Genomic DNA, 25,075 nt, shown 5'->3' with positions numbered 1-25,075 from the left:
TCGCCCGCCGGGGAGCCGTCGGCGCGGCTCGCCCGTGCGCCCAGCTCGCGGAGCGCGCCCACGCCGCCGTCGGTCGAGGAGCTGCCGCCGAGCGCGAGCAGCAGGCGGGGGACTCCGGCGTCGAGGGCCGCGCGGACCGCCTGGCCGAAGCCGCGGGTGTGCGCGGTGAGCGGGCGGAGCGGATCCAGCAGCGTGATCCCGCTCGTCGACGCGACCTCGACCACACCCGCGCCGTCGGGCAGCAGGAGCCAGTGCGCGTCGACCGGCCGGTCGTCGGGTCCGATGACGCGGACGGGTACGCGGCGCGCTCCCGGGACGGCCGCCGCGAGCACGTCGAGCGTGCCCTGCCCGCCGTCGGCCATGGGCGCGATCACCACGTCGTCGCCGGGCCGCGCGCGGAGCCAGCCGCGGCGGAGGGCACGGGCGGCCTCGACGGCGGTGGCGGATCCGGTGAGCGAGTCGGGCGACAGGACGACGCGCAGCGGGCGGGGAGCGGCGGTGCTCATGCGGCCAGTCTGCCGGTCCGCGGCGGGCGGGAGCGTGTCGGCTCGGCTCGTCCCGGCTCGTACCGCGCCGGATCAGTCGGGCGCGACGCCCGCCCGGTGCGCGAGCAGCGCCGCCCCGACCAGCCCGGCGTCGTTGCCCCGGCTCGCCGCGATGATCTCGGTGTCGAGGTGCAGGAACCCGGAGAAGCGCGCGAACTCGTGCGCCGCCGCGCCGCCGACGACGATGAGGTCGGGCGACATGATCGACTCGAGGTGCCGGTAGTAGCGCTCCAGCCGCGCCGCCCACGCCTCGAAGGTCAGCCCCTCGCGGCGCACGGCGGAGAACGCGGCCTGCATCTCGTAGTCGCCGCCGTCGATGTGCACGTGTCCCAGCTCGCTGTTCGGGATGAGCGTGCCGTCGTGCAGCAGCGCCGTGCCGATCCCGGTGCCGAGCGTCGTGAGGATCACGAGGCCGTCGCGGCCCTGCAGCACGCCGTACTCGAGCTCGGCCACGCCCGCGGCGTCGGCGTCGTTGACGGTGAGGACGTCGATCCCGCTGCGCTCGCGGATGGCGGTGCGCGCGTCCATGCCGAGCCACCGGTCGGAGATGTGGGCGGAGGAGCGGACGATGCCGTCCCGTACGATGCCGGGGACGCCGACGCCCACGGGCAGGTCCTCGTCGGGCGTCAGCTCCAGCACGATCTCGGCGATCACGTCCGCGATGTCCTCGGGCTCGCCGCCCACGGGCTTCGCGACGGTCATGCGCTCGGTGAGCCGGATCCCCGTGGTGACGTCGACGATCCCGGCCTTGAGCGTCGTGCCGCCGATGTCGATCCCGAGAGCCAGCCGGTCGCGACGGGCGAGGTGCTCCGCGGCGCCCTCGGGCGCGGCGACGACGGCGCGGTCGACGGGGATGAACCCGCCTGCCGCGCGGCCGGTCTCGGAGGCGGGCCGCGGCGCGGTCTCGGGCTGGGGCACGGCGGGGCCTCTCGGTTGCGGGTTGCGGGTTGCGGGGCGCGGGTGCGCGGCGGGCGGAGCGGCGGATCAAGCGGCCCGGCAGGTGGATCCCGGGCCGTCGGCCGCGGGGCCGCCGCGCCTCAGAACGCCCGGTTCGCGTAGACGATCCCGCAGGCCACGCCCACGGCGCAGACGACCGCGAGCCCGACGACCGCACCGGCCGCCGCGGCGGCCAGACGGGGGAGGGGACTCGTCACGGATCGAGCCTATGCCAGCCCGGCAGGACCGTCGCCGCGGCGCCCGGCCGAGCATCCGCCCAGGAACCCACCGAGTAGGCTGGCCGGGATGGAGAAAGAGGCTGCCGTGTCCGAGGACGAGCTGACGTTCCGGGCGGCGTACTGGCCCGTGCTCCTCCTGCGCGCACTGCCCGCCCTCGCGCTCGCCGCGTTCATCACCTTCTCCACCGACCACTCGCCGTCCCTCGGCCTCGTGGCGTTCGGGGTCTTCGCGATCCTCTCCGGGCCCATCACCGCGGGCCTCGGCGCCCGGGTCCTCCGCGGTCCCGCCGCGCGGATCCGCACCGGCGCCATCGTGCAGGGCGCGATCACCGCGGTGGCCGGCGTCGCCGCACTGCTCGCGCGCGACGGGGGCGTGCTCGTGCTCCTCTACGTCGTCAGCGTCTGGGCCGTCGTCACCGGGTTCCTGGAGCTCGTCGCCGGCCTGCGCTCGCGCGGCCGCGTGCCGGGCGCCACCGACGCCGTCACCGCCGGCGCGCTCACCGTCGTCCTCGCCGTCGCCTTCCTCCTGGTGCCGCCGGACCTCGTCGTGCAGTACGGCGGGGTCGAGCAGCGCGAGGGCCAGCTCACCGCTCCCGTCGTGGCCGTCGGCCTCCTGGGCGCCTACGCGGCGATCGTCGGGGTCTTCCTGGTCATCGCCGCCCTGAGCATGAAATGGGGCACCTCCACGCCCACCGCGACCTCCGCGGCGGACGCCCCCCGGACCACCGAGAGCGCGAGCTGACCGTGACTTCCAACATCCGCAAGGACCGCATGCGCCCCGCCGAGCTGCTCGGCATCGCGGGCGTGCTCGCCGCGTTCGTGGGCCTCATCGTGGCCCTCAGCACCCGGCCGGCCGACGCCCAGGGCTGGACGGTCGTGATCGTCTTCACGGGCGTTGCGTTCATCGGCGCGCTCGTGATGATGGCCATGCTCGTGCTGTCGTTCAAGCCCAACCGCGACGAGCTGCAGGACATGGACGACCAGGACCACCCGGATCGGCCGACCCGGCACTGAGCGTCGTCGCGACACCCGGCCGGCCCTCCTGACCGTCTGACCGCCTGACGCCACTCGACCGCGTCGGGTCCGGGGGCCGAGCCGCGGATCCCCGCACCTCCGCCCCCGGGCCAGCCGGCTCAGAGGATGTGGTCGACCAGCTGCGACGCCAGCCCCGCGTAGCCCGCCGGGGTCAGCTCGAGCAGCCGCGCCTTGGCCTGGTCCCCGATGTCGAGCCCGGAGACGAACGCGCGCATCTCGTCGCGCCCCACGCGCTTGCCGCGCGTGAGCTCCTTGAGAACCGCGTACGGGTCGCTGATGGAGCTGCGTCCCGCCACGATCTCGGCGCGGATGACGGTCTGGATGGCCTCGCCGAGGATCTCCCAGTTTCCGTCGAGGTCGGCCGCGAGCAGCGCCCGGTCGACGTCGATCTCGAGCAGCCCGCGCCCGATGTTGTCGAGCGCCAGCAGCGAGTGCCCGAGCGCGACGCCGACGTTGCGCTGCGTCGTCGAGTCGGTGAGGTCGCGCTGGAGCCGCGACGTGACGAGCGTGGACGCCAGCGAGTCGAGCAGCGCGTCCGAGAGCTCGAGGTTCGCCTCCGCGTTCTCGAAGCGGATGGGGTTGATCTTGTGCGGCATGGTGGACGAGCCGGTGGCGCCGGCCTGCGGGATCTGCCGGAAGTACCCCATGGAGATGTAGGTCCACACGTCGGTGCAGAGGTTGTGCAGCACGCGGTTGACGTGGGCGATGCGCGTGTAGAGCTCGGCCTGCCAGTCGTGCGACTCGATCTGCGTGGTCAGCGGGTTCCACACGAGCCCGAGCGACGTGACGAAGGCGCGCGACTCCGCGGGCCAGTCGACGTCCGCGTCGGCGGCGAGGTGCGCGGCGAATGTGCCGGTGGCGCCGCTGAACTTGCCGAGCACCTCGACGTCCTCCACGTCGGCCCGCAGGCGCTCGAGCCGGTGCACGAACACCGCGAGCTCCTTGCCGAGGGTGGTGGGCGTGGCCGGCTGCCCGTGCGTGCGGGACAGCATGGCGTCGTCGCGGAAGAGGAGGGCCCGCTCGCGCAGCGCGCCGATGACGGAGACCAGCTTCGGCAGCCACACCTCGCGCACGGCGCGGTCGATGACGAGCGCGTAGGAGAGGTTGTTGATGTCCTCGCTCGTGCACGCGAAGTGCGTGAGCTCCGCGACGTGGCCGAGGCCGAGCTCCTCGAGGCGGTCGCGCACGAAGTACTCCACGGCCTTCACGTCGTGCCGGGTGACGGCCTCGACGCGGGCGAGCGCGTCGATCTGCTCCTGCCCGAAGCCCTCGACGACCTCGCGCAGGGCCGTCTTCTGCTCGTCCGTGAACGGCGAGGAGGAGAGGAGCGACCGGTCGGTGAGGTGGATGAGCCACTCGATCTCGACGTGGATGCGCGCCCGGTTGAGGCCCGCCTCCGAGAGGTGCTCGCCGAGCTCGGTGACGACGGGGGCGTAGCGGCCGTCGAGGGGGCTCAGCACCTGCGGGGGCAACGGGCTCATGCGGGGGGATCTCCTAGCTGGGGGGACGGATGCCGGGCTCCACCTGCGCGAGGAGGGCCCGGGCGGCTCGCTCTATCATCCCAAGAACCCGATCGAACATCGCCGCGTCCGTGTAGTACGGGTCGGGCACGTCCCGCAGGTGGGCCTGTGGAGGATCGAACGACAGCAGCAGGTGGATCTTCGCCCGGTCCGCCTCCGTCCTGGCCCACTGCCGCAGCGTCCGCTCCTGTCCGCGATCGAACACGACGACCAGGTCGAGGTCCGGGAGCGTGTCCGGGTCGAACTGCTTGGCGCGGTGCGCGGATCCGGCCAGGCCGCGGCGCTCGAGCGCGGCGAGCGTCCGCGCGTCCGCCTGCTCGCCCACGTGCCAGTCGCCCGTGCCGGCGCTCGTCACGGAGACGCGGTCCGCGTACCCGGCCCGCTGGACCAGGTCCCGGAAGACGACCTCCGCCATGGGGGAGCGGCAGATGTTGCCGGTGCAGACGAAGGCGATCCGGAAGACGGGTGGAGCCGTCGCGGCCGGAGAGTCGGGGGCTCCCATGCGCTCATTCTGTCGGCTGCGGTCCCTCCCCACATCCCCGATCCGCGGCCCGTCCCCCGGATGCGGCCCCCGGCGGCTGGCCCTGGTCGCCGCCGGCGCACGATGCGGGCCCACGGGAGAGGACGGGACGTGATGCGGGAACAGCCGGGCGGATGGGATGCGGGCGGCGGCGATCCGCTCGGCGGCACGGGGCGGGGGAGCGGGAGCACACCCGGCCAGCTCCGCGCGGAGGCGCTGACGCGCGCGCACGCGCTCGCCGCCATCGCCGATGCGGTCGCGGAGACGCAGCGCGACATCGCGTCCTGCCGGGACGACCCGTCGTGGTCCGGCCGCGCGCACGACGCGTTCGTCCGTGCCCTCGACGACCTCGCCGGCCGCGTGGCGCTCGCCGGCACCCTCCTCCACGACGCGTCCGCGCCCGGCTGCCCCGGAGCGCACGCGTGACCGCGGCGGTCGCGGGGCTCACCGTCACGGAGGGAGGCGGCACCGCGGTCGAGACGGACGACCTCACGCGCATCGCCGCGCGGCTCGACGACGCGGGCGGGCGCCTGGACGACCATGCCCGCGCGCTCGCCCTGCCGCCGCTGGTGGCCTCCATCACGGGCGATCACGATGCGGCCCTCGACGCCCCGCGCGGCCTCCTGGCCTCCGCCGCACACGATGCGCGGGCGCTCGCCGCGGACCTGCGCCGCGTCGCCGCCCAGTACGTGGACGGGGAGCGGGACGTGGACCGCTGCGTGCGATCCGCCTCGGGCGAAGGTGCGACGGATGCGGCTCGCGCCTTGCTGGGCGGCATCGGCGGCGAGCCCGACCCGCTGAGGCTGGGCGGGCTCCGGCTGCTGGGCGTCGGCAGCATGCTCGCCCTCCATCCCGACGGGCCCGGCCGCATCGTGCTCCCCGGCGTCCTCCGCGACGTGGTCTCGGACATCGCGGCCTCGGCCACGCGCTTCCTGCCGGGGCGCCCTGCTGGCGACGACGGCGTGCGCGAGACGACCGCTGGCCTCCTCGCCGCCCTGGGCGCGGTGGGCCTGCTCCGGGACGCGCCGGCGACCGTCCGCGTCCGCCGTGACGCCCTCCGATCGGCGCCCGCGACGCTGGGCGACCTCTCCGAGCGGATCCCCGACCCGGTCCCCGGCGCCCCGCAGATGCGCGTCGAGGAGTACCGCGCTCCGGACGGGCGCCGCCGCTTCGTGGCGTACCTCGGCGGCATGGTGACCCTGGATCCGCGCACCGGGCGCGAGGACTTCGGACCCGCCTCGGCGGTAGCCGCGCTCGCCACGGAGGGCGGATCCGCCGTCCACGCGGCCGAGACTGCGCTCCGCGACGCGGGCGCGACCGCGGACGACGAGGTCTACGTCATCGGCTACTCGATGGGCGGGATCCTCGCGCGGTCGGTGGGCGACGCGCCGGGCTTCCACGTCACCCACGAGCTCACGTTCGGCTCCCCGGTCGGGCAGCTGCCGATCCGCGAGGGGATCGACGGCGTGGCGGTGGAGCACACGGACGACCCCGTCCCCGCGCTCGGGGGCGCGCGGACGTCGGAGGGGGACGCGGGCGACGACGTCGTGGTGCGCACCCCTGCCTTCGCGCCGACCGCGCAGGCGGGTCCGCTTGGCGCGCACGAGCTCGACACCTACCGGGAGACGGCGGCCGAGATGGACGCATCGCGCTCGCCGCTCCTGGAGCGCGCGCGCGACGAGCTCCACGGGTTCCTCGACGGGGCGACGCCCGTCGCCTCCCACCTCTACCGGGCGGAGCGCGGACCGATCAGGCCGTCGGGTGCACCGGGCGGTGGGATGTGACCCGCGGGTCAGGCCCTCGAGGTCACCGGGCGGAGGACGAGACCCACCAGCCAGCTGAAGAACGCCATGAGCAGGGCGCCGAGCACGCCCCACCAGAATCCCTCGACCGTGAGGCCGAAGCCGAGCGCGTCGGAGATGGCGCCGACCAGGAGGAAGAGCAGCCCGTTGACGATGAGCGCGATGAGGCCGAGCGTGAGGATGTAGAGCGGGAACGCCACGATCCGGATGGCCGTGCCGATCACGCCGTTCACGACGCCGAAGATCGCGCCGAGCAGCAGGTAGGTGAGCACCGTGGCCGTGGTGTCGCCCGGTTCGTAGGCGGTCACGATGGTGCCGGAGACGATGAGGGTGGTGAGCCAGAGCGCGACGGCGTTGACGACCACGCGGACGAGGAATCGGGGCATGCGGCGATCCTCGCAGACGCCGCCCGCGCGGACCATGGGCCAGGCGGTGACCCGCCCGTAGAATCGCCCGGTGATCCCCGAACCCGCGCCCCTCGACGACGCCGCGCCCGTCAGGCTCCGTCCCGCCATCGCGGCCATGGTCGCCTACCGACAGGGCAAGCCGGCCGGCGAGGACGACTTCAAGCTCTCCAGCAACGAGAACCCGTTCGAGCCGCTGCCCTCCGTCCTCGCGGCGCTCGACGCCGTGCGCGACGTGAACCGCTACCCCGATGCGGGCGCGACCCTGCTGCGCACCGCGCTCGCCGAGCGCTTCGGCGTCACGGTCGACCACGTCCACGCGGGCGCGGGATCCGTCGCGATCCTCTCGCAGCTCATCACGGCCGCCGCGGGCCCGGGCGACGAGGTCGTCCACGCGTGGCGCTCCTTCGAGGCGTACCCCACGCTCATCACGGTCGCGGGAGCCACGGGCGTGCCCGTCCCGAACCTGCCCGACCACTCGCACGACGTCGACGGCATGATCGCGGCCCTCACGGACCGCACGCGCGTCGTGATCGTCTGCACCCCGAACAACCCCACCGGCACCCTCGTGACGGAGGCCGACCTCGAGCGCCTGCTCGCCGCCGTCCCGCGCGACGTGCTCGTGCTGCTCGACGAGGCGTACGGCGAGTTCGTCGGGAAGGAGCATGCCCTCGACGGCATGCGCCTCGTGGCCGACCACCCGAACCTCGTCGTCCTCCGCACCTTCTCGAAGGCGTACGGCCTCGCCGGCCTCCGCATCGGCTACGCCGTGGGGCACCCGCGCATCCTCGACGCCGCCCGCTCCGCCGCCATCCCGCTGTCCGTCACGGGCCATGCGCAGCACGCGGCGCTGGCGTCGCTCGAGCACGAGGACGAGCTCCTGGAGCGCGTGGCCGTCCTGGCGCGCGACCGGGACGAGGCCTGGCGCGCCCTCACCGAGCAGGGATGGGATGTGCCGCGACCCCACGGTAACTTCGTCTGGCTGGCCACGGGCACCGAGACCGCCGAGGTGGAGGCGCAGCTGGCTGCCGCCGGGCTGGTGGTGCGCGCGTTCGCGGGCGAGGGCATCCGCGTCACCATCGGCGAGCCGGCCTCTGTCCGGAAGCTCCTGAAAGCGTCGGCCGAGATTGTCCAGGGGCTGCCGGAGGGCCACCCTGCGCGCCGGTAGGTTGGGACGATGCCGGAAAGCGATGTGACGGTCCAGCTCCTGACCCCCGCGGGCGAGCTCGCACCGAGCGACTCCGCCGAGGAGTTCCTCCCGTACTTCGAGCGACTCACGGAGGACGAGCACAGCGGCTTCCTCCGCGACATGCGCCTCACGCGGGCGTTCGACCTCGAGGCCACCAACCTCCAGCGCCAGGGCCACCTCGGCCTTTGGGCGCCGAGCACCGGGCAGGAGGCGGCTCAGGTCGGATCCGGTCGGGCCACGCGCCCGCAGGATCACGTGTTCCCCGCCTACCGCGAGCACGGCGTCGCGCTGATCCGCGGTGTCGACCCGGTCGACATCGTCCGCCTCATGCGCGGCGTCACGCACGGCGGATGGGATCCGGCCGTGGCGAACTTCCACCTCTACACACTGGTCATCGGCTCGCAGGCGCTGCACGCCACGGGCTACGCGATGGGCGTCGCGTTCGACGGCGACGTCGGCACGGGCGACCCGGACCGCGACACCGCCGTCATCGCCTACTACGGCGACGGCGCCACCAGCCAGGGCGACGTGAGCGAGGCGTTCGTCTTCGCCGCGAGCTTCCAGACCCCGCAGGTCTTCTTCCTGCAGAACAACCACTGGGCGATCTCGGTCCCCGTCAGCACGCAGTCGCGCACGCCCCTCTACCTCCGCTCCCGCGGCTTCGGCGTGCCCAGCACCCAGGTCGACGGCAACGACGTCTTCGCGAGCTACGCCGTCACGGCCAAGCACCTCGACGACGCGCGGAACGGCGGCGGCCCCTCCTTCATCGAGGCGCTCACGTACCGCGTCGGCGCGCACACCTCGAGCGACGACCCCACGAAGTACCGCACCGACGACGAGCTGCAGGGCTGGGTTGCCAAGGACCCGATCGCCCGGCTCGAGGCGTACCTGCGAAACCAGGGCGCGCCGCAGTCGCTCTTCGACGGCATCGACGAGGAGGCCAAGGACCTCGCCGCCGACGTCCGCCGCCGCACCATCGAGCTCACCAGCCCCGCGCTGCCCGGCATCTTCGACCACGTCTACTCGGAGCCGCACCCCGTCACGACGGAGCAGCGCGAGTGGCTCGAGCGCTACGAGGCCTCCCTGGAGGGGAACCGATGACCGACACCATCGACCGCGCGGCCACGCCCGCCGGATCCGACGACGCCGCCACCCCGAGCGCGGGAGCCCCCGCCGGCATCGAGACCATGCCGATGGCGAAGGCCCTCAACGCCGGCCTCCGCCGCGCGCTCGAGGACGACGACAAGGTCCTGCTCATGGGCGAGGACATCGGTCCGCTCGGCGGCGTCTTCCGCATCACCGAGCACCTGCAGCGCGACTTCGGCGCCCGCCGCGTCATCGACACCCCGCTCGCCGAGTCCGGCATCGTCGGCACGGCCATCGGGCTCGCCATGCGCGGCTACCGGCCGGTCTGCGAGATCCAGTTCGACGGCTTCATCTACCCGGCCTTCGACCAGATCACGAGCCAGCTCGCCAAGATCACCAACCGGCACGAGGGCGCCGTGCGCATGCCCGTCGTGATCCGCGTGCCGTACGGCGGCCACATCGGCGCCATCGAGCACCACCAGGAGAGCCCCGAGGCGTACTTCGCGCACACGCCCGGCCTCCGCGTCGTGAGCCCGAGCACCCCGCACGACGCCTACTGGATGATCCAGGAGGCCATCCAGAGCGACGACCCGGTCATGTTCTTCGAGCCCAAGGCGCGCTACCGGCCGAAGGGCGAGGTCGACCTCTCCGCTCCGGGCCTCGGCCTGCACGAGAGCCGCGTCGTGCGCTCCGGCACCGACGTCACGCTCGTCGGCCATGGCGCCATGGTCGCGATGCTGCTCCAGGCCGCCGAGCTCGCCGCCGAGGAGGGCACGAGCGTCGAGGTCGTCGACCTGCGCTCGCTGTCGCCCGTCGACTACGGCCCCATCCTCGAGTCGGTCCAGCGCACCGGCCGCCTCGTCGTCGCGCAGGAGGCGCCCGGCCATGTGTCCGTCGGCTCCGAGATCGCGGCCACCGTCACCGAGCGCGCGTTCTACTCGCTCGAGGCGCCGGTGATCCGCGTCTCCGGCTTCGACGCCCCCTTCCCTCCCGCCAAGCTCGAGACGCTGTACCTCCCGGATGCCGACCGCATCCTCGAGGCCGTCGACCGCTCGCTCGCCTACTAGACGCCGCCCGCCGCACAGATGCCCGCCGCTCCCCAGCGGCACGATGACAAGGACCGCACGATGGCTGATTCCGAGTTCACCCTGCCCGACGTGGGCGAGGGCCTCATCGACGCCGAGATCGTCTCGTGGCGCGTGCAGCCGGGCGACCAGGTGGCGCTCAACCAGGTGATCGTCGAGATCGAGACCGCGAAGTCGCTCGTCGAGCTGCCGAGCCCGTTCGAGGGCACGGTCTCCGGCCTGCTCGTGCAGGAGGGCCAGACGGTCGAGGTGGGCACGCCGATCATCGCGATCGCGCAGGGCTCGCCGAGCGTGTCCGGGCCCGCGGAGACGCCCGCGCAGATGGCGCTGCCCGGCGAGACGGTGATCGAGGACGACACGGCCATCGAGAACCGCGAGCCGGCGCCCGCTCCCGCCGCAGACGAGACCTCCGGTGCCGTGCTTGTGGGATACGGCACGGTCGGCAAGGTCGCGAGCCGGCGTCGCCGTGCCGAGCCGGGCGATGCCGCCCCGGCCGCGCGCCACGCCGCCCGCCCGGGCGCGCAGGCCGGAGCCCCCGCCGCCCGCGCCCCGCGTCCGGACTCGGTGCCCGCCGCCTCGGCCGTGCCGATCATCGCGAAGCCCCCCATCCGCAAGCTCGCTAAGGACCTCGAGGTCGACCTGGCCGAGGTCGAGGCCACCGGGCTCGTCGGCGAGATCACGCGCGAGGACGTCATCCGCACCGCCCAGCAGGCGAGCGTCTTCAAGAACATCGAGACGCCCGAGTGGCCGGATGCGCGCGAGGACCGGATCCCCGTCAAGGGCGTCCGCAAGGTCATCGCCGCGGCCATGGTGCAGAGCGCGTTCCAGGCGCCGCACGTGAGCCTCTTCGTCGACGTCGACGCCACGCGCACGATGGAGTTCGTCAAGCGGCTCAAGGCGTCCACCGACTTCGCGGGCGTCAAGGTCTCGCCGCTGCTCATCATGGCGAAGGCGATGATCTGGGCCGTGCGCCGGAACCCCACGGTCAACTCCTCGTGGACCGACCAGGAGATCATCGTCCGCCACTACGTGAACCTCGGCGTGGCCGCCGCGACCCCCCGCGGGCTCGTCGTGCCGAACGTCAAGGAGGCGCAGGCCATGTCGCTGCTGGAGCTCGCCCGCGCGCTCGAGCAGCTGACGCTCACGGCCCGCGACGGCAAGACGACCCCGGCCGACATGGGCCAGGGCACCATCACGATCACCAACATCGGCGTCTTCGGGATGGACACGGGCACGCCCATCCTCAACCCGGGCGAGGTCGCGATCGTCGCGCTCGGCACGATCAAGCAGAAGCCGTGGGTCGTCGACGGCGAGGTGCGTCCGCGCTTCGTGACGACCATCGGCGCGAGCTTCGACCACCGCGTGGTCGACGGCGACGTGGCGAGCCGGTTCCTGGCGGACGTCGCGAGCATCATCGAGGAGCCGGCGCTGCTCCTGGAGTGAGGGGGCCGCCCTCCACAGCGGGGGCGCCGTGGTCTTGAGAGTGGTTATCAATACCGTAATGTCGGATCCATGAACCGTCGCCCCCTCACCGCCCTGCTCGCCGTCTCGCTCCTCGCCGTCCCGCTCGCCGGCTGCGCATCCGGATCCACCACCCCCTCCGCCGATGCGTCGGCGTCCGGCACGGGCACGCTCGAGGTCGTCGCCTCGACCGACGTCTACGGCGACATCGCGCAGCAGATCGGCGGCGACGACGTGAAGGTGACGTCCATCATCGACAGCCCCGACAAGGACCCCCACGAGTACCAGGCCACCTCGCGCGACCAGCTGGCGCTCTCCACGGCCGACATCGTGATCCAGAACGGCGGCGGCTACGACGACTTCGTCGACACCATGATCAAGGCGCTCCCCGGCGGGAAGAGCCCCGTCCTGCTCAACGCGGTCGACATCTCCGGCTTCGACCAGAAGCCGGCCGAGGGCGAGCTCAACGAGCACGTCTGGTACGACATGCCGACGATGAAGAAGCTGGCCGAGGAGATCGAGCAGGCGTTCTCGAAGGCCGACGCTCCGGGCGCCGCCACGTTCGAGGCCAACGAGCAGGCGTTCACCGCGAAGCTCGACGGCATCGCCCAGGCCGAGGCCGCCGCGAAGCCCGCGGGCACCGGCAAGGGCGTCGCGATCACCGAGCCCGTGCCCCTCTACATGACGAGCGCCATGGGCCTCGAGAACCGCACGCCGGACGAGTTCAGCGAGGCCGTCGAGGAGGGCACCGACGTCCCGGCCGACGTGCTCAAGGAGACGCTCGCGCTCTTCGCCGAGAAGAAGGTCGCCGCGCTCGTCTACAACTCGCAGACCACGGGTGCCACGACCGACCAGGTGGTCGCCGCCGCGAAGGCCGCCGGCGTCCCGGTGGTCCCGGTCACGGAGACGCTCCCCGCCGACCTGCCCGCGGGCAGCGGGTACGTTGAGTGGATGACCGAGAACGTCGACGCCGTGGCCTCCGCGATCCGGGGATCGTGACCGGCGCACCCGTCCTGAGCCTCCGGGACGCGACGCTCGCGTTCGGCGCGCGCACCCTCTGGAGCGGACTCGACCTCGACGTGGCACCCGGCGAGTTCGTCGCGGTGCTGGGTCCGAACGGATCCGGCAAGACCAGCTTCCTCAAGTCCGTCCTCGGCGCCCAGCGCCTCACGTCGGGGGAGATGCGCTTCCTCGACGAGCCGATGCGCCGCGGTGCGCGGCGCATCGGCTACATCCCGCAGCAGAAGCTCATCACCGCGGCCACGCCCGTGCGGGCGCGCGACCTCGTCGGCTTCGGCGTCACCGGCCACCGCTGGGGACTGCCGATCAGCCGGCGGGCCGAGCGGGCCCGGGTCGACGAGCTGCTCGACGCGGTCGGCGCCACGGCCTACGCGGACGCCCCGGTCGCGACGCTCTCGGGCGGCGAGCAGCAGCGGCTGCGCGTGGCCCAGGCCCTGGCGTCGGATCCGCGGCTCCTCCTCTGCGACGAACCGCTCCTCAGCCTCGACCTCGGCCACCAGCGCGTGGTCAGCGAGCTCATCGACCGGCACCGCAGGGAGACCGAGGCGGCCGTCGTGTTCGTCACCCACGACGTCAACCCGGTGCTCGACATGGTCGACCGGGTCCTGTACCTCGTAGGCGGCCGGTTCCGCATCGGCACGCCCGATGAGGTCCTCGACTCGGAGGTGCTGAGCTCGCTTTACGGCACACCCGTCGACGTGGTGCGTGTACGCGGCCGCGTGGTCGTGGTCGGCGCCACCGACGACCCGCACGGGCACCACTCGCACGCCGACCACGATCACGACGAGCACGGCGACCACGGGCCGCACGGCCTCCACGCCGCGGGCCCCGAGGGCGCAGGTTCCGACGCCGCGGGCTCCCACGCCGCGGGCCCCGAGGGCGCCGTCGGCTCGACCGACGGGAGGGCCGCGTGATCCACCTCCTCGCCGACGCGGGCGACGTCTGGTCGCGCCTGTTCGACTTCTCCGACTACGGCGCGCTCGTCGCGCTGCTGCGGAACAGCATCATCGCGGGCGCCGTGCTCGGCGTCGTGGGCGGCCTCATCGGCGTGTTCGTCATGACGCGCGACCTCGCCTTCGCGGTGCACGGCGTGAGCGAGCTCTCGTTCGCGGGAGCCGCGGCGGCCCTGCTGCTCGGCGTCAACGTGGTCGGCGGATCCCTGGTGGGCTCGCTGATCGCCGCCATCGCCATCGGCGTGCTCGGCACGCGGGCGAAGGACCGCAACTCGATCATCGCCGTGATCATGCCGTTCGGCCTGGGCCTCGGGATCCTCTTCCTCGCCCTCTACGACGGACGCGCGAGCAACAAGTTCGGACTGCTCACCGGTCAGATCGTGTCGGTCGACAACCCGCAGCTCGGCTACCTCGTGGCCATCAGCGCCGTCGTCATCGTCGGCCTCGCCGTCGTGTGGCGCCCGCTGATGTTCGCGAGCGTCGACCCCGACGTGGCCGCGGCCCGCGGCGTCCCGGTGCGGATGCTCTCGATCGTCTTCATGATCCTGCTCGGCCTCGGCACGGCGGTCTCCATCCAGATCGTCGGCGCGCTGCTCGTGCTCTCGCTGCTGGTCACGCCCGCGGCCGCGGCGATGCGCGTCTCCTCGACGCCGCGCGTGGTCGTCTCGCTCAGCGTGCTGTTCGCCCTCGCGAGCATCGTGGGCGGCATCATGCTCGCGCTCGGCAGCAGCATCCCCATCAGCCCGTACGTCACCACCATCTCGTTCACGATCTACCTCGTCTGCCGCGGCATCGGCGCCCTCCGGGCGCGCAGCGGCACGTCGGGCGGGACGCGTACCCTGACGGGGCGGGGAGGATCGACCGCCGGGAGGGCACGGGCATGAAGCGGAACACGTGGCAGCGCGAGGCCGTCCGGCAGGCGCTCGACGCATCGACGGAGTTCGTGAGCGCGCAGCGCCTGCACGCGCGCCTGCACGACGCGGGATCCCCGATCGGGCTGGCCACCGTCTACCGCGCGCTCGGCGACCTCGCCGCGGAGGGCGACGCCGACTCGCTGCAGTCGCCCGACGGCGAGGCGCTCTACCGCACGTGCGCATCGGGCGGCCACCACCACCACCTCATCTGCCGCGTCTGCGGCAAGACCGTCGAGATCGCGGCCGACGAGGTCGAGTCGTGGGCGCACGACGTCGCGGCGCGCAACGGCTTCACCGCGCCGAGCCACGTGGTCGACGTCTTCGGGCTCTGCGCCGAGTGCACGCGCCGCGCTGCCGAGGCGGCGGACGGGCCGACGGCCGGCGTCGCCGAGGCCCCCGCATCCGCATGATCCCGGGCCCCCGGCTTGCGTCCGGGCGTGTCGTCGCGTAATCTCGACCTTTGCCGAGCGGCTCATCCGCTCGCATGTGCGCCCGCTGCCCCTCCCGAGGGGCGGATCCCCTTCTCTCGAGAACCGGGGACGGGCGTGCCGACAAGAAATCTTGGGTAGGGCGGTCTCGCCCTACGGTACCTACGGAGGAAACCATGGCAGCAACCTGCCAGGTGACCGGCGCCGTCCCCGGCTTCGGACACAACATCTCGCACTCGCACCGGCGCACCAAGCGCCGCTTCGACCCGAACGTGCAGAAGAAGACGTACTACGTCCCCTCGCTGCGTCGCAACGTCAAGCTCACGCTCTCCGCGAAGGGCATCAAGGTCATCGACGCCCGCGGCATCGAGTCCGTCGTCAAGGACATCCTCGCTCGTGGGGTGAAGATCTAATGGCCAAGCAGCAGGACGTCCGTCCGATCATCAAGCTCCGCTCGACGGCCGGCACCGGGTACACGTACGTGACCCGCAAGAACCGCCGCAACAACCCCGACCGCCTCGTGCTGAAGAAGTACGACCCGGTCGTCCGCACGCACGTCGACTTCCGCGAGGAGCGCTAACCATGGCCAAGAAGAGCAAGATCGCCCGCAACGAGCAGCGCAAGGTCATCGTCGAGCGGTACGCCGCGAAGCGCCTCGAGCTGAAGAAGGCCCTCGTGGACCCGAACGGCACCGACGAGAGCCGCGAGGCCGCCCGCGCCGGCATCCAGCGCCTCCCGCGCGACGCCTCGCCCATCCGCGTCCGCAACCGCGACGGCATCGACGGACGCCCCCGCGGCAACCTGTCGAAGTTCGGCATCTCGCGCGTGCGCTTCCGTGACATGGCCCACCGCGGCGAGCTTCCGGGCATCACGAAGTCCAGCTGGTAGGTTCCAAGCGGCCGTACGGCCGAACGGACCGCTGATGGCCTCTTCGGCTCGCACGGTCCGCTGACGTAGACAGACCCCATCCACCACACGGCCGCTCGTGAAGAACGGCACCAGGTCCGAGGAGGACACCCATGGCTGACAAGTCACTCAACCGCACCGAGCTCGTTGCCGCCGTCGCCGCGGAGTCGGGCCAGAGCCAGGCCGCCGTCAACGGCGTCCTGGACGCGCTCTTCTCGACCGTCGCGACCAACGTCGCCGACGGCGTGAAGGTCACGATCCCGGGCTGGGTCGCGTTCGAGCAGACGGCTCGCGCCGCGCGCACCGGCCGCAACCCGCAGACGGGCGAGCCCCTCGAGATCAAGGCGTCCAAGGGCGTCAAGGTCTCCGCCGGCAGCAAGCTCAAGGCCGCCGTCAAGTAGTCCTCCTCACCACACGCCCAGCGGGGGCGTCGACTCCGGTCGACGCCCCCGCTGTCGCGTTCCCGGCCGGTCGCGCGGGTGCCGACGGCCGCCAGCCGCCCGTCAGGACGGGCGAGTTAGGCTGATCCCCTCATGCCCAGACTCCTCCGCGTCGCGGGGCCCGCCGCCCTCCTCATCGTCGCGTTCCTCTCCCTGCTGGCCGCCCTCGCCATCGGCGGGGGTGCCGCCCCGCAGCTCCTCGAGGACGCCGGGCCCGTGGTCCGCTACGGGCTGCCCGCGGCGAAGATGATGGTGAACATCTCCGCGGCGACGGCCATCGGCGCGCTGCTGCTCGCGGCCTTCGCCCTGTCGCGCCAGCGCCCCGAGTACGGCCGCGCGCTCGACATCGCGGCCGCGGGCGCCGCCCTCTGGACGGTCGCCTCCGCGATCACCGCCTTCTTCACCTTCCTCAGCGTCTCGGGCACCGCGTTCTCGTTCAGCGCGGAGTTCGGCACGAGCCTCGGCCTGGTGCTGACGCAGATCTCCGTGGGCCAGGCCTGGCTCGCGACCACTCTGATCGCGGCGACCGTCACGGTGCTGTGCTTCGCGGTCCGCAACCACACGGCCATCGCGTTCGTGCTCGTCATCGCCGTGGGCGGTCTCGTGCCGATGGCGCAGCAGGGCCACGCGGGCGGCACCGAGGGGCACGACGCCGCGGTCAACGCGCTCGGCCTGCACCTCGTCTTCGCCGCGATCTGGCTGGGTGGCCTGGTCACGCTGGCGCTGCTGCGGTCGAAGCTCGACGGCGACCGGCTCGTGCCGGTGCTGCGCCGCTACTCCGCCGTGGCGCTCGTGTGCTTCGTGGTCGTCGCGGCCTCCGGGTACGTGAGCGCCGAGATCCGCGTAGGCTCGCTCGACCGGCTGCTGACCGCGTACGGGCTGCTCGTGCTGATCAAGGTGGCGGCGCTCCTCGCGCTGGGGCTCTTCGGCGCCGCGTACCGGCGGGTGCTCATCGGCCGGCTCGAGGAGCGCGGATCCGCGGCGCGCGGGCCGTTCTGGTGGCTCGTCACCGCCGAGCTCGCGTTCATGGGCGTCGCGTCCGGGGTCGCCGCGGCTCTCGCCCGCACGGCGCCGCCCGTGAGCCAGGTCGTCGCGACGCAGCTTCCGGATCCGACGCCCGCGCAGATCCTCACCGGCGAGCCGCTGCCGCCCGAGCTGACGCCCATGCGCTACCTCACCGAGTGGAACTTCGACCTGCTCTGGATCCTGCTGTGCGCCTTCGGGATCTTCTTCTACCTCGCCGGCGTGCACCGCCTCCGCACGCGCGGCGACGCGTGGCCCCTGCACCGCACGATCCTCTGGGTCGCGGGCATGATCGGCCTCTTCTACATCACCAACGGCGGCGTGAACGTCTACCAGAAGTACCTCTTCAGCTCGCACATGCTGGCGCACATGGTGCTCGCCATGGTCATCCCGCTGCTGCTGGTGCCGGGCGCCCCCGTCACGCTCGCGATGCGCGCCATCCGCAAGCGGCAGGACGGCAGCCGCGGCGGCCGCGAGTGGATCCTCATGGCCATGCACTCGAAGTTCGCGTCGTTCGTGGGCCACCCGGTCGTGGCTGCCGTGCTCTTCGCCGGCTCGCTCCTCGTCTTCTACTACTCGCCGCTGTTCAGCTGGGCCACGACCGACCACATCGGGCACCAGTGGATGATCGTGCACTTCCTCATCGTCGGGTACCTCTTCACGCAGAACCTCATCGGCGTGGATCCCATGCCGGTGCGCCTCGCCTACCCGATGCGCCTGCTGCTGCTGCTCGCGACCATGGCGTTCCACGCGTTCTTCGGCCTCTCGCTCATGACCGGCACCGGGCTGCTGCTCGCGGACTGGTTCGGAGCGATGGGGCGGCCGTGGGGCGAGTCGGCGCTGGCCGACCAGCAGGCCGGCGGCGGCATCGCGTGGAGCATCGGGGAGATCCCGACGGTGGTGCTGGCGATCGTCACGGCGATCATGTGGAGCAAGAGCGACAAGCGGGACTCGGTCCGGTACGACCGCAAGGCCGACCGCGACGGCGACGCCGAGCTCGAGGCGTACAACCGCAACCTCGAGGCGCTGCAGGCGGCCGAGCGGCGCTGAGCCCTCCTGCCCGACCGGGTGGCGCGGGTCAGTCGCGCGTGCTCCCGCGGCGGCGGCGGGCGGCGACGAGCACGGCGATGCCCGTCATCAGCTCCCACGCGGTGACCGTGTAGACGGATCCGCGCTCCCAGATCCCGTCGATGTCCGACCCGCCGAGCACCTCGAGCAGCGCGACCGCGATGAGGCCGACGACGCCCAGCGCGACGCTCGCGATGCGGAAGACGCGCGCGGCGCCGACGCGGCCGGATCCGAGACCCGCGACGATCGAGGCCGCGTTGCCCGCGATGATCGCGAGCCCCGCCCCGACCACGTGCATCCAGCCGATGCCGCTCGCCGCGCTCGAGGCGCTGCCGTGGACGAGGCCGACCACCGTGATCCCGACGGCGTGCACCGCGGCGAGGGCGAGGAACGTCCGGCGGGGGCCGGCGCGGAGGGCCCGGGTCGCGATGACGGCGGCGAGCAGGTAGAGCACGCCCTGCAGGATGAAGCCGGCGTTCATCACCGCGTGCAGCGGCGAGTCGATGGCGCGGCCCTGGAACACGGCGACGTCCGGAACGCCGAGGTCGCTGATGTAGTTGGCGGAGTAGCTGTAACCGGGGAAGGCGGACGCGGCGATCGCCTCGGTGCCGACGTAGACGACGGCGGCGGCGATCCAGGCGACGCCGGCGGCGGCGGGGACGGGGGCGGTGCGGGTGCTCGGGGTGCGGATCCGGATCAGCTCGTCGCGGTCTCCAGCAGCGGCACGAGCTGGTCGAGCGCGTAGCCGGTGGAGAGCGTGGTGCCGATCGAGTAGGCCGACGAGACGTCGCCGTCGAGGACGATGGAGTGGCCGGCCGCGACCGCGGGGATCGCCTGCCACAGCGGGTCGTCGGTGATGACGGACTTGTCGATGAAGATCGGGAACGCCACGATCACGTCGGCGTCGAGCAGGTCGAGCTGCTCGGAGGAGACGTCGACCGAGAAGCCGCCGGCGTTGACGGGGATCCCCGCGATGGTCGGGCTCTGCTCGAAGCCGAGGCGCTCGAGGAACGCGACGCGCTCGCTGCCCTCGGCGTAGGCGCCCCAGCCCTCGCTGGTCTTGGTGGCGGCGGTGGCCGTCTTGCCCTTCCAGTCCGGGTGCGCGGCCGCGACCGCGTCGAAGCGCGTGTCGACCGCGTCGAGGAGGGCGTCGCCCTGGTCCTCGCGGCCGAGCGCCTCGGCGATCATGTCGACCTGGTCGTCCATGTCGGTGAGGTAGCTGTCGGCGCCCTCGGGCACGCCGATGGTGGGGGCGATCTGCGAGAGGCGGTCGTAGCGGTCCTGGTCGCCGGATCCCTTGGTGTCGAGGATGAGGTCGGGCGTGAGCGCCGCGATCGCCTCGTAGGACGGCTCGAGGGTCTCAATGATCTGCGGCTTCTGCGTGTAGAGGCCCTGCGCCCACGGGCCGACGCCGTCCGCGTCGGCGCCGAAGCCGAGCCAGTCGGACGCGCCGACGGGCTGCACGCCGAGCGCGAGCGCGGTCTCCGCGTCGCCCCAGCCGAGCGCGACGACGCGCTTCGGCTCGCTCGGCACGGTGACCGCGCCGAACTTCGTGTCGACGGTCGAGGGGAAGGCGCCGGTCGCGGATCCGGACGCGGGCGGGGCGGAGGCGCCGGGGTCGGAGGAGGCGGTGCATCCGGTGAGGGCGAGCGTCGCGACGGTGAGCGCGACGAGGGCGGAGCCGGTGGTGGGGAACCTCATGTTGCGGGGCCTCTCGGGTGTTCGGGTGCGGGCTGACGGGCCGGTGTGGATCCCGTCAGGCAAGGGGAGCCTAACCTAACGGCACGGTAGGCTGACGGGGCCATGTCGCTCCGGGTCCTCGCGCGCGCCTCCGCCCCCGACGCCCCCGAGGGCCGGGCGCGGAGCGGACTCACGCGCTCGGCGGGCCTGCTGCTCGCGCTCGGGGTGCTCGTGCTCGCGTGCCTGGCGAGCGTCGCCGTGGGGTCGCGCGACATCCCGCTCGGCGCCGTCGTCGACGCGCTCGCCGGGCGGCCGCGCGATCCGGCCGAGCTCGTCGTGATCCTCGACCTCCGCGTCCCGCGCACCCTCGTCGGCCTGGCCGCGGGGCTCGCGCTCGGGGTCGCGGGCGCGCTCATCCAGGCCGTCACGCGGAACCCGCTGGCGGATCCCGGCATCCTCGGCGTCACCGCCGGCTCGGCGTTCGCGGTCGCCATCGCGACGGGCGTGCTCGGCGTGACCGCCGTGAGCGGTTACATCTGGTTCGCCTTCGCGGGGGCACTCGTGGCGGCCGTGGTGGTCTACGTCGTCGGATCCGCGGGGCGCGGCGGCGGGGATCCCGTGCGCCTCACGCTCGCCGGCGTTGCCCTCGGCGCGGTGCTCGCGGGCATCACCTCGGGGATGCTCCTGGCCGACCCCCAGGGCTTCAGCGCCATGCGCGCGTGGGAGTCGGGCTCGCTGCAGGACCGCGGCTGGGACGCCCTCCTGCCGGTCGCGCCGTTCCTCGCGGGGGGCGTGATGCTCGCCGCCCTCATCGCCCGGAGCCTCGACGCGGTCGCGCTCGGCGACGACCTCGCGCGCTCGCTCGGCGCGAACGTCGTCGTCGTGCGGGCCGTGGCCGTCGTGGCCGTGACGCTGCTCGCGGGCGGGGCGACCGCGATGGCGGGGCCGATCGCGTTCGTGGGGCTGATGATCCCGCACATCGCGCGCTGGATCGTGGGGCCCGACCAGCGCTGGATCCTCGCGTACACGATCGTGCTCGCGCCCGTGCTCCTGCTCGGCGCCGACATCGTGGGCCGCGTCGTGCTGCGCCCGGCCGAGCTGCCCGCCGGGATCGTGACGGCCGTGCTGGGCGCGCCCGTGCTGATCCTCCTCGTCCGCCGACAGAGGGCGGCGGGGCTGTGAGCGCGCGCGCCCGCGCCGACGCCGGCCGCCGCCCCGCCGCGCGCATTCCCGGCACCGTACGCCTGCCCGTCGTCGGCATCCGGCTGCAGCGCCGCGAGGTGCTCGTGGGCGCGGCGCTCGCCGTCGCGATCCTCGCCCTCGCGCTCGTGGCGCTCGGCACCGGCGACTTCCCGCTGACGGTGCCCGAGGTGATCCGCGCGATGCTGCTCCCCGACGGCTCGTTCGCGTCGACCATCGTGCTCGAGTGGCGCCTCCCGCGCGTGCTCGCCGCGTTCGGCGCCGCGCTCGGGGTCGCCGGCGCCGTGTTCCAGTCGCTCACGCGCAACCCGCTCGGATCGCCCGACGTCATCGGCTTCTCGACGGGCGCCTACACGGGCGCGCTCATCGTGACGACGCTGGCGGGCGCGACCTTCCTGCCCACGGCGATCGGGGCGCTCGCGGGCGGGCTCGGCACGGCGCTCGTCGTGTACCTGCTCGCGTACCGTGGCGGCGTGCAGGGGTTCCGGCTGATCATCACGGGCATCGCCGTCACGGCCGTGCTGCACGGGGTCAACACGTTCCTGCTGCTGAAGGCGGGCACCGAGGTCGCGATGGCCGCGTCGATCTGGGGCGCCGGATCCCTCGCGCTCGTCGGCTGGGACCGCGCGCTGCCGGCGTTCGTCGCCCTCCTCGTGCTGGCGCCCGCGATCCTGCTGCTCTCCGCGCCGCTGCGGCAGCTCGAGCTCGGCGACGACGCCGCGCGCGCCCACGGCGTGCGGGCCGAGCCCACGCGGCTCGCGCTGCTGATCCTCGGCGTCGCGCTCACCGCGGTCGTGACGGCCGCGTCCGGGCCGATCGCGTTCGTCGCGCTCGCGGCCCCGCAGATCGCCCGCCGCCTCACGCGGAGCGCCGGCCTGCCGCTCGTGCCGGCCGCGCTCACGGGCGGCCTGCTGCTGCTCGCCGCGGACTTCGCCGCCCAGCACGCGCTGCCGGGGACGGTGCCCGTGGGCATCGTCACGGTCGTCGTCGGCGGCGCCTACCTGATCGCGCTGCTGATCCGCGAGGCGTCCCGACGTGCCTGACGCCCCCGCCCCCGACCCGATGGGAGATCCACCCGTGGACGACACCGAGACCCGCGCGCCCGCGGCCGCCGCGCCCACCGCGTCGGCAGCGACCGGCGCCCCGCGTCTCCGCGCCGAGGGCGTCACGCTCTCCTACGACCGGCGGGTGATCTCCGAGCAGCTCGACGTGTCCGTGCCGGACCGCTCGTTCACCGTGATCGTCGGCCCGAACGCGTGCGGGAAGTCGACCCTGCTCCGCGCGCTGTCGCGCCTGCTCGCGCCGACCGCGGGCGGCGTGCTCCTCGACGACCGGCCGCTCGGCTCCTACCGTGCGAAGGAGGTCGCGCGCATCGTCGGCCTCCTGCCGCAGAGCGCCATCGCGCCCGAGGGGATCACGGTGGCCGACCTCGTGGCGCGCGGCCGGTTCCCGCACCAGAACCTCATCCGCCAGTGGACGTCCACCGACGAGGACGCCGTGCAGGAGGCGATGGCCGCGACGGGCGTCGCCGACCTCGCGGACCGCCACGTCGACGAGCTCTCCGGCGGCCAGCGCCAGCGCGTGTGGGTCGCGATGGCGCTCGCGCAGCAGACGCCCGTGTTGCTGCTCGACGAGCCGACGACGTTCCTCGACATCGCCCACCAGATCGAGCTGCTCGACCTCCTCGCCGACCTGCACCGCGACGGCAGCACCATCGTCGCCGTGCTGCACGACCTCAACCACGCCGCGCGCTACGCCGACCACCTCATCGTGATGGCGGACGGCCGCGTGGTCGCGTCGGGCGCCCCGCGCGACATCGTCACGGCCGAGCTGGTGGAGGAGGTCTTCGGCCTCCCGTGCCTGGTGATCGACGACCCCGTCTCGCACACGCCGCTCATCGTCCCGAGCGGAGGCCGGTGGGCCTGAGCCGGGCGACCCGGCCGACCGGATCAGGCGGCGGCCGGCGGCGCGCTGATCGACACCATCCAGTCGATCCCGAAGCGGTCCGTGCACATGCCGAACCGATCGCCCCACGGCGCGGGCTCCAGCGGGAGCACGATCGTGCCGTCGGCCGTCAGCGCGTCCCACCAACCGCCGAGCACGTCCGCGTCGTCGCCCGACAGCGAGAGCGTGATGGCGGATCCGCTCGGCACGCCCATCGCGGCCGGGGTGTCCGACGCCATGAGCACGAAGCCCGCGCCGGAGGTCAGCTGGCCGTGCATGACCTTGTCCGCCTCGGCCGGATCCGTGGCCATGCCGCCATCGCCGAACGTGGTCGTCTCGACCTCGCCGCCGAAGATCCCCTGGTAGAAGAGGAGCGCGTCGGCCGCCTGGTCGCGGAAGGACAGGTACGGGTTCATGGTCGCGGACATGGGGGCGCTCCTCGGGTGACGGATCCCCGCGGTCGCACGGACCCTGTTGCGTCCCGATCCTGGCCCGGCCGCCCCCGCACCGCACCGTGACGCGGGGGGAGGGTGCCGGGAGCGGCTAGAGGCCCTGGATCCGCACGCCCGAGGTCTCGTCCACGCTGACCCGCCAGCTCACGCTGAACGGCACGTCCTCGTCGAGGTCCTTGACGCTGCCGTCGTACAGGGAGCGGACCGGCACCTTGATGTGCGCGGTGCCGACCGTCGACGGCACGACCCAGTCGAGGTCGGCGGGGTCGTCGCTCGCGGGCTGCAGGGTGATCTCGGGCATGGCCGTCATGCTCCACACGGGCGGCGCGGTGATCCGGTCGCGGATCGTCTTCCCGAACGGGCAGCCCGACGGGTACAGCACGGCCTGCGTCGTGCACTGCGTCAGGTAGGACTCGACCTCGGACTGCACGGACGCCACGAGGTCGTCGGTGGGCTCGGCGTCGACGCGGGCCGGCACGACGCTGCCCGGCTCGGTCACGGCGACCTCCGCGTCCTCGGCCTGGAGGTACTCGGATGCGTGGTCGAGCGCGAGGGACGCGGGCGCGAGCACGAGGTACGTGGATCCGGCGCCTTCGGCAGCCTCGCCCCCGGGCGTCGCCGATACGGCCAGCCCGTTGGCCGTGAACGTCGCCGCGTGCCGCAGCTCGAGGTCGATCGCCGCGACCGGGCTCGTCGCGAACTCCCACCGCGCGAAGAGGCCGAGGGCGGCGGGGGTCTCGCGCACCAGGAACTCGGTGGATCCGGGCCCCGACGGCAGCGTGTAGGAGTACGTGACCGCGCGCTCGCCGTCGCCCGCGGGCTCGTCGGACACGAGCTCCACGTCGGCGAGGCCGGGCAGCGCGCGGGCGTCGAGGAGGGCGCGGCTCCCCGTGTCCGGCAGCACGACGCCGGGAGCGGAGAGCGCGTCGCGGCTGTCCTCGCGCGCGAGGGCGTCGAGGTAGGAGCGCACGAAGCCGTGGGCGCTGAAGGTGCCCTGGTTGAGCGACGCGACGGTGCCGAGGAACGCCCCGACCAGGAGCGCCGCGAGCAGCGACCACACGAGGACCGCCCGACGCAGCTCCCCGCGCGCGTCGACGGCGGGGCTCGGCATGCGGATCATCCTACGGGCGGGGCATCGACGCCTCCGCGGCCGGGCGCCGGGGTAGATTCGAGTGCGCATCTGCGCGGCACCAGCGGCCGCGGATCCGCGCACCCTCCCGTCCCC

Annotated in this window: 29 protein-coding genes; 20 read left to right on the top strand and 9 right to left on the bottom strand. The window is 73.4% G+C overall.

Annotation, left to right across the window (positions count from 1 at the left end; translation table 11 throughout):
• Together HDR73_RS12085 and ppgK are read right to left on the bottom strand one after the other, a co-directional pair.
• A partial coding sequence (locus HDR73_RS12085; RefSeq protein ID WP_287136451.1) for a glycerate kinase occupies window positions 1–506 on the bottom strand: 506 nt, incomplete at its 3' end.
• 72 nt (window positions 507–578) lie between these two features.
• On the bottom strand, window positions 579–1,463 hold the full coding sequence (gene ppgK / locus HDR73_RS12080; protein ID WP_012300296.1) for a polyphosphate--glucose phosphotransferase: 885 nt from the start codon (window positions 1,461–1,463) through the stop codon (window positions 579–581).
• A gap of 324 nt (window positions 1,464–1,787) precedes the next feature.
• Here ppgK and HDR73_RS12075 point away from each other — a divergent pair, with 324 nt between their 5' ends.
• The gene (locus tag HDR73_RS12075; RefSeq protein ID WP_012300294.1) at window positions 1,788–2,462 is read left to right on the top strand and encodes a hypothetical protein; all 675 of its coding nucleotides are present in this window, start codon (window positions 1,788–1,790) and stop codon (window positions 2,460–2,462) included.
• A gap of 2 nt (window positions 2,463–2,464) precedes the next feature.
• Window positions 2,465–2,734 (top strand): hypothetical protein, encoded by a 270-nt coding sequence (locus HDR73_RS12070; protein ID WP_012300293.1) that lies wholly within the window; start codon window positions 2,465–2,467, stop codon window positions 2,732–2,734.
• 119 nt (window positions 2,735–2,853) lie between these two features.
• Here the strand turns inward: HDR73_RS12070 and purB are convergent, their stop codons facing one another.
• Window positions 2,854–4,236, bottom strand: a complete 1,383-nt coding sequence (gene purB / locus HDR73_RS12065; RefSeq protein WP_041464778.1) for an adenylosuccinate lyase — start codon at window positions 4,234–4,236, stop codon at window positions 2,854–2,856.
• Between the two features lie 13 nt (window positions 4,237–4,249).
• A complete protein-coding gene (locus tag HDR73_RS12060) occupies window positions 4,250–4,777 on the bottom strand; it encodes a low molecular weight protein-tyrosine-phosphatase (RefSeq protein WP_012300291.1) in 528 nt (175 codons plus the stop codon).
• Between the two features lie 132 nt (window positions 4,778–4,909).
• Here HDR73_RS12060 and HDR73_RS12055 point away from each other — a divergent pair, with 132 nt between their 5' ends.
• Both HDR73_RS12055 and HDR73_RS12050 read left to right on the top strand, forming a co-directional pair.
• Window positions 4,910–5,221: a hypothetical protein gene (locus tag HDR73_RS12055; RefSeq protein ID WP_012300290.1), complete on the top strand. Its 312-nt coding sequence runs from the start codon at window positions 4,910–4,912 to the stop codon at window positions 5,219–5,221.
• Window positions 5,218–6,579 carry a hypothetical protein gene (locus tag HDR73_RS12050; protein ID WP_012300289.1) on the top strand — a complete coding sequence of 454 codons (1,362 nt, stop codon included), beginning with the start codon at window positions 5,218–5,220 and terminating at the stop codon, window positions 6,577–6,579. Before HDR73_RS12055 ends, HDR73_RS12050 begins: the two co-directional genes overlap by 4 nt.
• An 8-nt stretch (window positions 6,580–6,587) precedes the next feature.
• Here HDR73_RS12050 and HDR73_RS12045 read toward each other — a convergent pair whose 3' ends face one another.
• The gene (locus tag HDR73_RS12045) at window positions 6,588–6,983 is read right to left on the bottom strand and encodes a phage holin family protein (RefSeq protein WP_012300288.1); all 396 of its coding nucleotides are present in this window, start codon (window positions 6,981–6,983) and stop codon (window positions 6,588–6,590) included.
• 70 nt (window positions 6,984–7,053) lie between these two features.
• Between HDR73_RS12045 and HDR73_RS12040 the strand changes: the two genes are divergently transcribed.
• The 13 genes from HDR73_RS12040 to HDR73_RS11980 all read left to right on the top strand — a co-directional run bounded on the left by HDR73_RS12040 (window position 7,054) and on the right by HDR73_RS11980 (window position 18,556).
• Window positions 7,054–8,169: a pyridoxal phosphate-dependent aminotransferase gene (locus HDR73_RS12040; RefSeq protein ID WP_012300287.1), complete on the top strand. Its 1,116-nt coding sequence runs from the start codon at window positions 7,054–7,056 to the stop codon at window positions 8,167–8,169.
• A 9-nt stretch (window positions 8,170–8,178) separates the two neighbouring features.
• Window positions 8,179–9,291, top strand: a complete 1,113-nt coding sequence (locus HDR73_RS12035) for a thiamine pyrophosphate-dependent dehydrogenase E1 component subunit alpha (protein WP_012300286.1) — start codon at window positions 8,179–8,181, stop codon at window positions 9,289–9,291.
• 86 nt (window positions 9,292–9,377) lie between these two features.
• Window positions 9,378–10,343, top strand: a complete 966-nt coding sequence (locus tag HDR73_RS12030; RefSeq protein ID WP_012300285.1) for an alpha-ketoacid dehydrogenase subunit beta — start codon at window positions 9,378–9,380, stop codon at window positions 10,341–10,343.
• 60 nt (window positions 10,344–10,403) lie between these two features.
• The gene (locus HDR73_RS12025; protein WP_041464777.1) at window positions 10,404–11,804 is read left to right on the top strand and encodes a dihydrolipoamide acetyltransferase family protein; all 1,401 of its coding nucleotides are present in this window, start codon (window positions 10,404–10,406) and stop codon (window positions 11,802–11,804) included.
• Between the two features lie 69 nt (window positions 11,805–11,873).
• Window positions 11,874–12,821 carry a metal ABC transporter substrate-binding protein gene (locus HDR73_RS12020; RefSeq protein ID WP_012300283.1) on the top strand — a complete coding sequence of 316 codons (948 nt, stop codon included), beginning with the start codon at window positions 11,874–11,876 and terminating at the stop codon, window positions 12,819–12,821.
• Window positions 12,818–13,756: a metal ABC transporter ATP-binding protein gene (locus HDR73_RS12015; RefSeq protein WP_012300282.1), complete on the top strand. Its 939-nt coding sequence runs from the start codon at window positions 12,818–12,820 to the stop codon at window positions 13,754–13,756. Before HDR73_RS12020 ends, HDR73_RS12015 begins: the two co-directional genes overlap by 4 nt.
• Window positions 13,753–14,679, top strand: coding sequence for a metal ABC transporter permease (locus HDR73_RS12010; RefSeq protein ID WP_012300281.1), 927 nt, complete (start codon window positions 13,753–13,755; stop codon window positions 14,677–14,679). Before HDR73_RS12015 ends, HDR73_RS12010 begins: the two co-directional genes overlap by 4 nt.
• Window positions 14,676–15,119 (top strand): Fur family transcriptional regulator, encoded by a 444-nt coding sequence (locus tag HDR73_RS12005; protein ID WP_012300280.1) that lies wholly within the window; start codon window positions 14,676–14,678, stop codon window positions 15,117–15,119. The genes HDR73_RS12010 and HDR73_RS12005 overlap by 4 nt, the downstream gene beginning before the upstream one ends.
• A 194-nt stretch (window positions 15,120–15,313) precedes the next feature.
• A complete protein-coding gene (rpmB, locus tag HDR73_RS12000) occupies window positions 15,314–15,550 on the top strand; it encodes a 50S ribosomal protein L28 (RefSeq protein WP_012039624.1) in 237 nt (78 codons plus the stop codon).
• Entirely contained in the window at window positions 15,550–15,717 is a 168-nt protein-coding gene (rpmG, locus tag HDR73_RS11995) for a 50S ribosomal protein L33 (RefSeq protein WP_012300279.1), read from the top strand. Before rpmB ends, rpmG begins: the two co-directional genes overlap by 1 nt.
• 2 nt (window positions 15,718–15,719) lie before the next feature.
• A complete protein-coding gene (gene rpsN, locus HDR73_RS11990; protein ID WP_012039623.1) occupies window positions 15,720–16,025 on the top strand; it encodes a 30S ribosomal protein S14 in 306 nt (101 codons plus the stop codon).
• A 131-nt stretch (window positions 16,026–16,156) separates the two neighbouring features.
• A complete protein-coding gene (locus tag HDR73_RS11985) occupies window positions 16,157–16,444 on the top strand; it encodes an HU family DNA-binding protein (protein ID WP_012039622.1) in 288 nt (95 codons plus the stop codon).
• Between the two features lie 132 nt (window positions 16,445–16,576).
• Window positions 16,577–18,556, top strand: a complete 1,980-nt coding sequence (locus HDR73_RS11980) for a bifunctional copper resistance protein CopD/cytochrome c oxidase assembly protein (protein WP_041464776.1) — start codon at window positions 16,577–16,579, stop codon at window positions 18,554–18,556.
• A 28-nt stretch (window positions 18,557–18,584) separates the two neighbouring features.
• Here the strand turns inward: HDR73_RS11980 and HDR73_RS11975 are convergent, their stop codons facing one another.
• Both HDR73_RS11975 and HDR73_RS11970 read right to left on the bottom strand, forming a co-directional pair.
• The gene (locus tag HDR73_RS11975) at window positions 18,585–19,172 is read right to left on the bottom strand and encodes a DUF998 domain-containing protein (protein WP_231692863.1); all 588 of its coding nucleotides are present in this window, start codon (window positions 19,170–19,172) and stop codon (window positions 18,585–18,587) included.
• Between the two features lie 98 nt (window positions 19,173–19,270).
• A complete protein-coding gene (locus HDR73_RS11970) occupies window positions 19,271–20,275 on the bottom strand; it encodes an iron-siderophore ABC transporter substrate-binding protein (RefSeq protein WP_012300276.1) in 1,005 nt (334 codons plus the stop codon).
• 102 nt (window positions 20,276–20,377) lie between these two features.
• Here HDR73_RS11970 and HDR73_RS11965 point away from each other — a divergent pair, with 102 nt between their 5' ends.
• The 3 genes from HDR73_RS11965 to HDR73_RS11955 are packed head-to-tail and all read left to right on the top strand — an operon-like array spanning window position 20,378 to window position 23,380.
• The gene (locus tag HDR73_RS11965; protein ID WP_012300275.1) at window positions 20,378–21,436 is read left to right on the top strand and encodes a FecCD family ABC transporter permease; all 1,059 of its coding nucleotides are present in this window, start codon (window positions 20,378–20,380) and stop codon (window positions 21,434–21,436) included.
• A complete protein-coding gene (locus HDR73_RS11960; protein WP_012300274.1) occupies window positions 21,433–22,497 on the top strand; it encodes a FecCD family ABC transporter permease in 1,065 nt (354 codons plus the stop codon). The genes HDR73_RS11965 and HDR73_RS11960 overlap by 4 nt, the downstream gene beginning before the upstream one ends.
• Window positions 22,498–22,516: 19 nt before the next feature.
• Window positions 22,517–23,380: an ABC transporter ATP-binding protein gene (locus tag HDR73_RS11955; protein ID WP_012300273.1), complete on the top strand. Its 864-nt coding sequence runs from the start codon at window positions 22,517–22,519 to the stop codon at window positions 23,378–23,380.
• Window positions 23,381–23,403: 23 nt separating this feature from the next.
• Here HDR73_RS11955 and HDR73_RS11950 read toward each other — a convergent pair whose 3' ends face one another.
• Together HDR73_RS11950 and HDR73_RS11945 are read right to left on the bottom strand one after the other, a co-directional pair.
• Window positions 23,404–23,826: a VOC family protein gene (locus tag HDR73_RS11950; RefSeq protein ID WP_012300272.1), complete on the bottom strand. Its 423-nt coding sequence runs from the start codon at window positions 23,824–23,826 to the stop codon at window positions 23,404–23,406.
• 115 nt (window positions 23,827–23,941) lie between these two features.
• Entirely contained in the window at window positions 23,942–24,961 is a 1,020-nt protein-coding gene (locus HDR73_RS11945) for a hypothetical protein (RefSeq protein ID WP_012300271.1), read from the bottom strand.
• Between the last annotated feature and the right edge of the window lie 114 nt (window positions 24,962–25,075).

This window comes from Clavibacter sp. (assembly GCF_014802555.1).
Taxonomy (GTDB): domain Bacteria; phylum Actinomycetota; class Actinomycetes; order Actinomycetales; family Microbacteriaceae; genus Clavibacter; species Clavibacter sepedonicus.
This window is presented reverse-complemented; position numbering and strand designations above follow the sequence as displayed.

Coding starts and splice junctions, on each gene's coding strand:
- HDR73_RS12035 (WP_012300286.1), top strand. CDS start 8,179: ATGCCGGAAAGCGATGTGACGGTCCAGCTCCTGACCCCCGCGGGCGAG.
- HDR73_RS12025 (WP_041464777.1), top strand. CDS start 10,404: ATGGCTGATTCCGAGTTCACCCTGCCCGACGTGGGCGAGGGCCTCATC.
- HDR73_RS12055 (WP_012300290.1), top strand. CDS start 4,910: ATGCGGGAACAGCCGGGCGGATGGGATGCGGGCGGCGGCGATCCGCTC.
- HDR73_RS11945 (WP_012300271.1), bottom strand. CDS start 24,961: ATGCCGAGCCCCGCCGTCGACGCGCGCGGGGAGCTGCGTCGGGCGGTC.
- purB (WP_041464778.1), bottom strand. CDS start 4,236: ATGAGCCCGTTGCCCCCGCAGGTGCTGAGCCCCCTCGACGGCCGCTAC.
- HDR73_RS11985 (WP_012039622.1), top strand. CDS start 16,157: ATGGCTGACAAGTCACTCAACCGCACCGAGCTCGTTGCCGCCGTCGCC.
- HDR73_RS12075 (WP_012300294.1), top strand. CDS start 1,788: ATGGAGAAAGAGGCTGCCGTGTCCGAGGACGAGCTGACGTTCCGGGCG.
- HDR73_RS11970 (WP_012300276.1), bottom strand. CDS start 20,275: ATGAGGTTCCCCACCACCGGCTCCGCCCTCGTCGCGCTCACCGTCGCG.
- rpmB (WP_012039624.1), top strand. CDS start 15,314: ATGGCAGCAACCTGCCAGGTGACCGGCGCCGTCCCCGGCTTCGGACAC.
- HDR73_RS12005 (WP_012300280.1), top strand. CDS start 14,676: ATGAAGCGGAACACGTGGCAGCGCGAGGCCGTCCGGCAGGCGCTCGAC.
- HDR73_RS11950 (WP_012300272.1), bottom strand. CDS start 23,826: ATGTCCGCGACCATGAACCCGTACCTGTCCTTCCGCGACCAGGCGGCC.
- HDR73_RS12020 (WP_012300283.1), top strand. CDS start 11,874: ATGAACCGTCGCCCCCTCACCGCCCTGCTCGCCGTCTCGCTCCTCGCC.
- HDR73_RS11955 (WP_012300273.1), top strand. CDS start 22,517: ATGGGAGATCCACCCGTGGACGACACCGAGACCCGCGCGCCCGCGGCC.
- HDR73_RS12030 (WP_012300285.1), top strand. CDS start 9,378: ATGCCGATGGCGAAGGCCCTCAACGCCGGCCTCCGCCGCGCGCTCGAG.
- HDR73_RS11965 (WP_012300275.1), top strand. CDS start 20,378: ATGTCGCTCCGGGTCCTCGCGCGCGCCTCCGCCCCCGACGCCCCCGAG.
- HDR73_RS12060 (WP_012300291.1), bottom strand. CDS start 4,777: ATGGGAGCCCCCGACTCTCCGGCCGCGACGGCTCCACCCGTCTTCCGG.
- HDR73_RS11980 (WP_041464776.1), top strand. CDS start 16,577: ATGCCCAGACTCCTCCGCGTCGCGGGGCCCGCCGCCCTCCTCATCGTC.
- rpmG (WP_012300279.1), top strand. CDS start 15,550: ATGGCCAAGCAGCAGGACGTCCGTCCGATCATCAAGCTCCGCTCGACG.
- rpsN (WP_012039623.1), top strand. CDS start 15,720: ATGGCCAAGAAGAGCAAGATCGCCCGCAACGAGCAGCGCAAGGTCATC.
- HDR73_RS12045 (WP_012300288.1), bottom strand. CDS start 6,983: ATGCCCCGATTCCTCGTCCGCGTGGTCGTCAACGCCGTCGCGCTCTGG.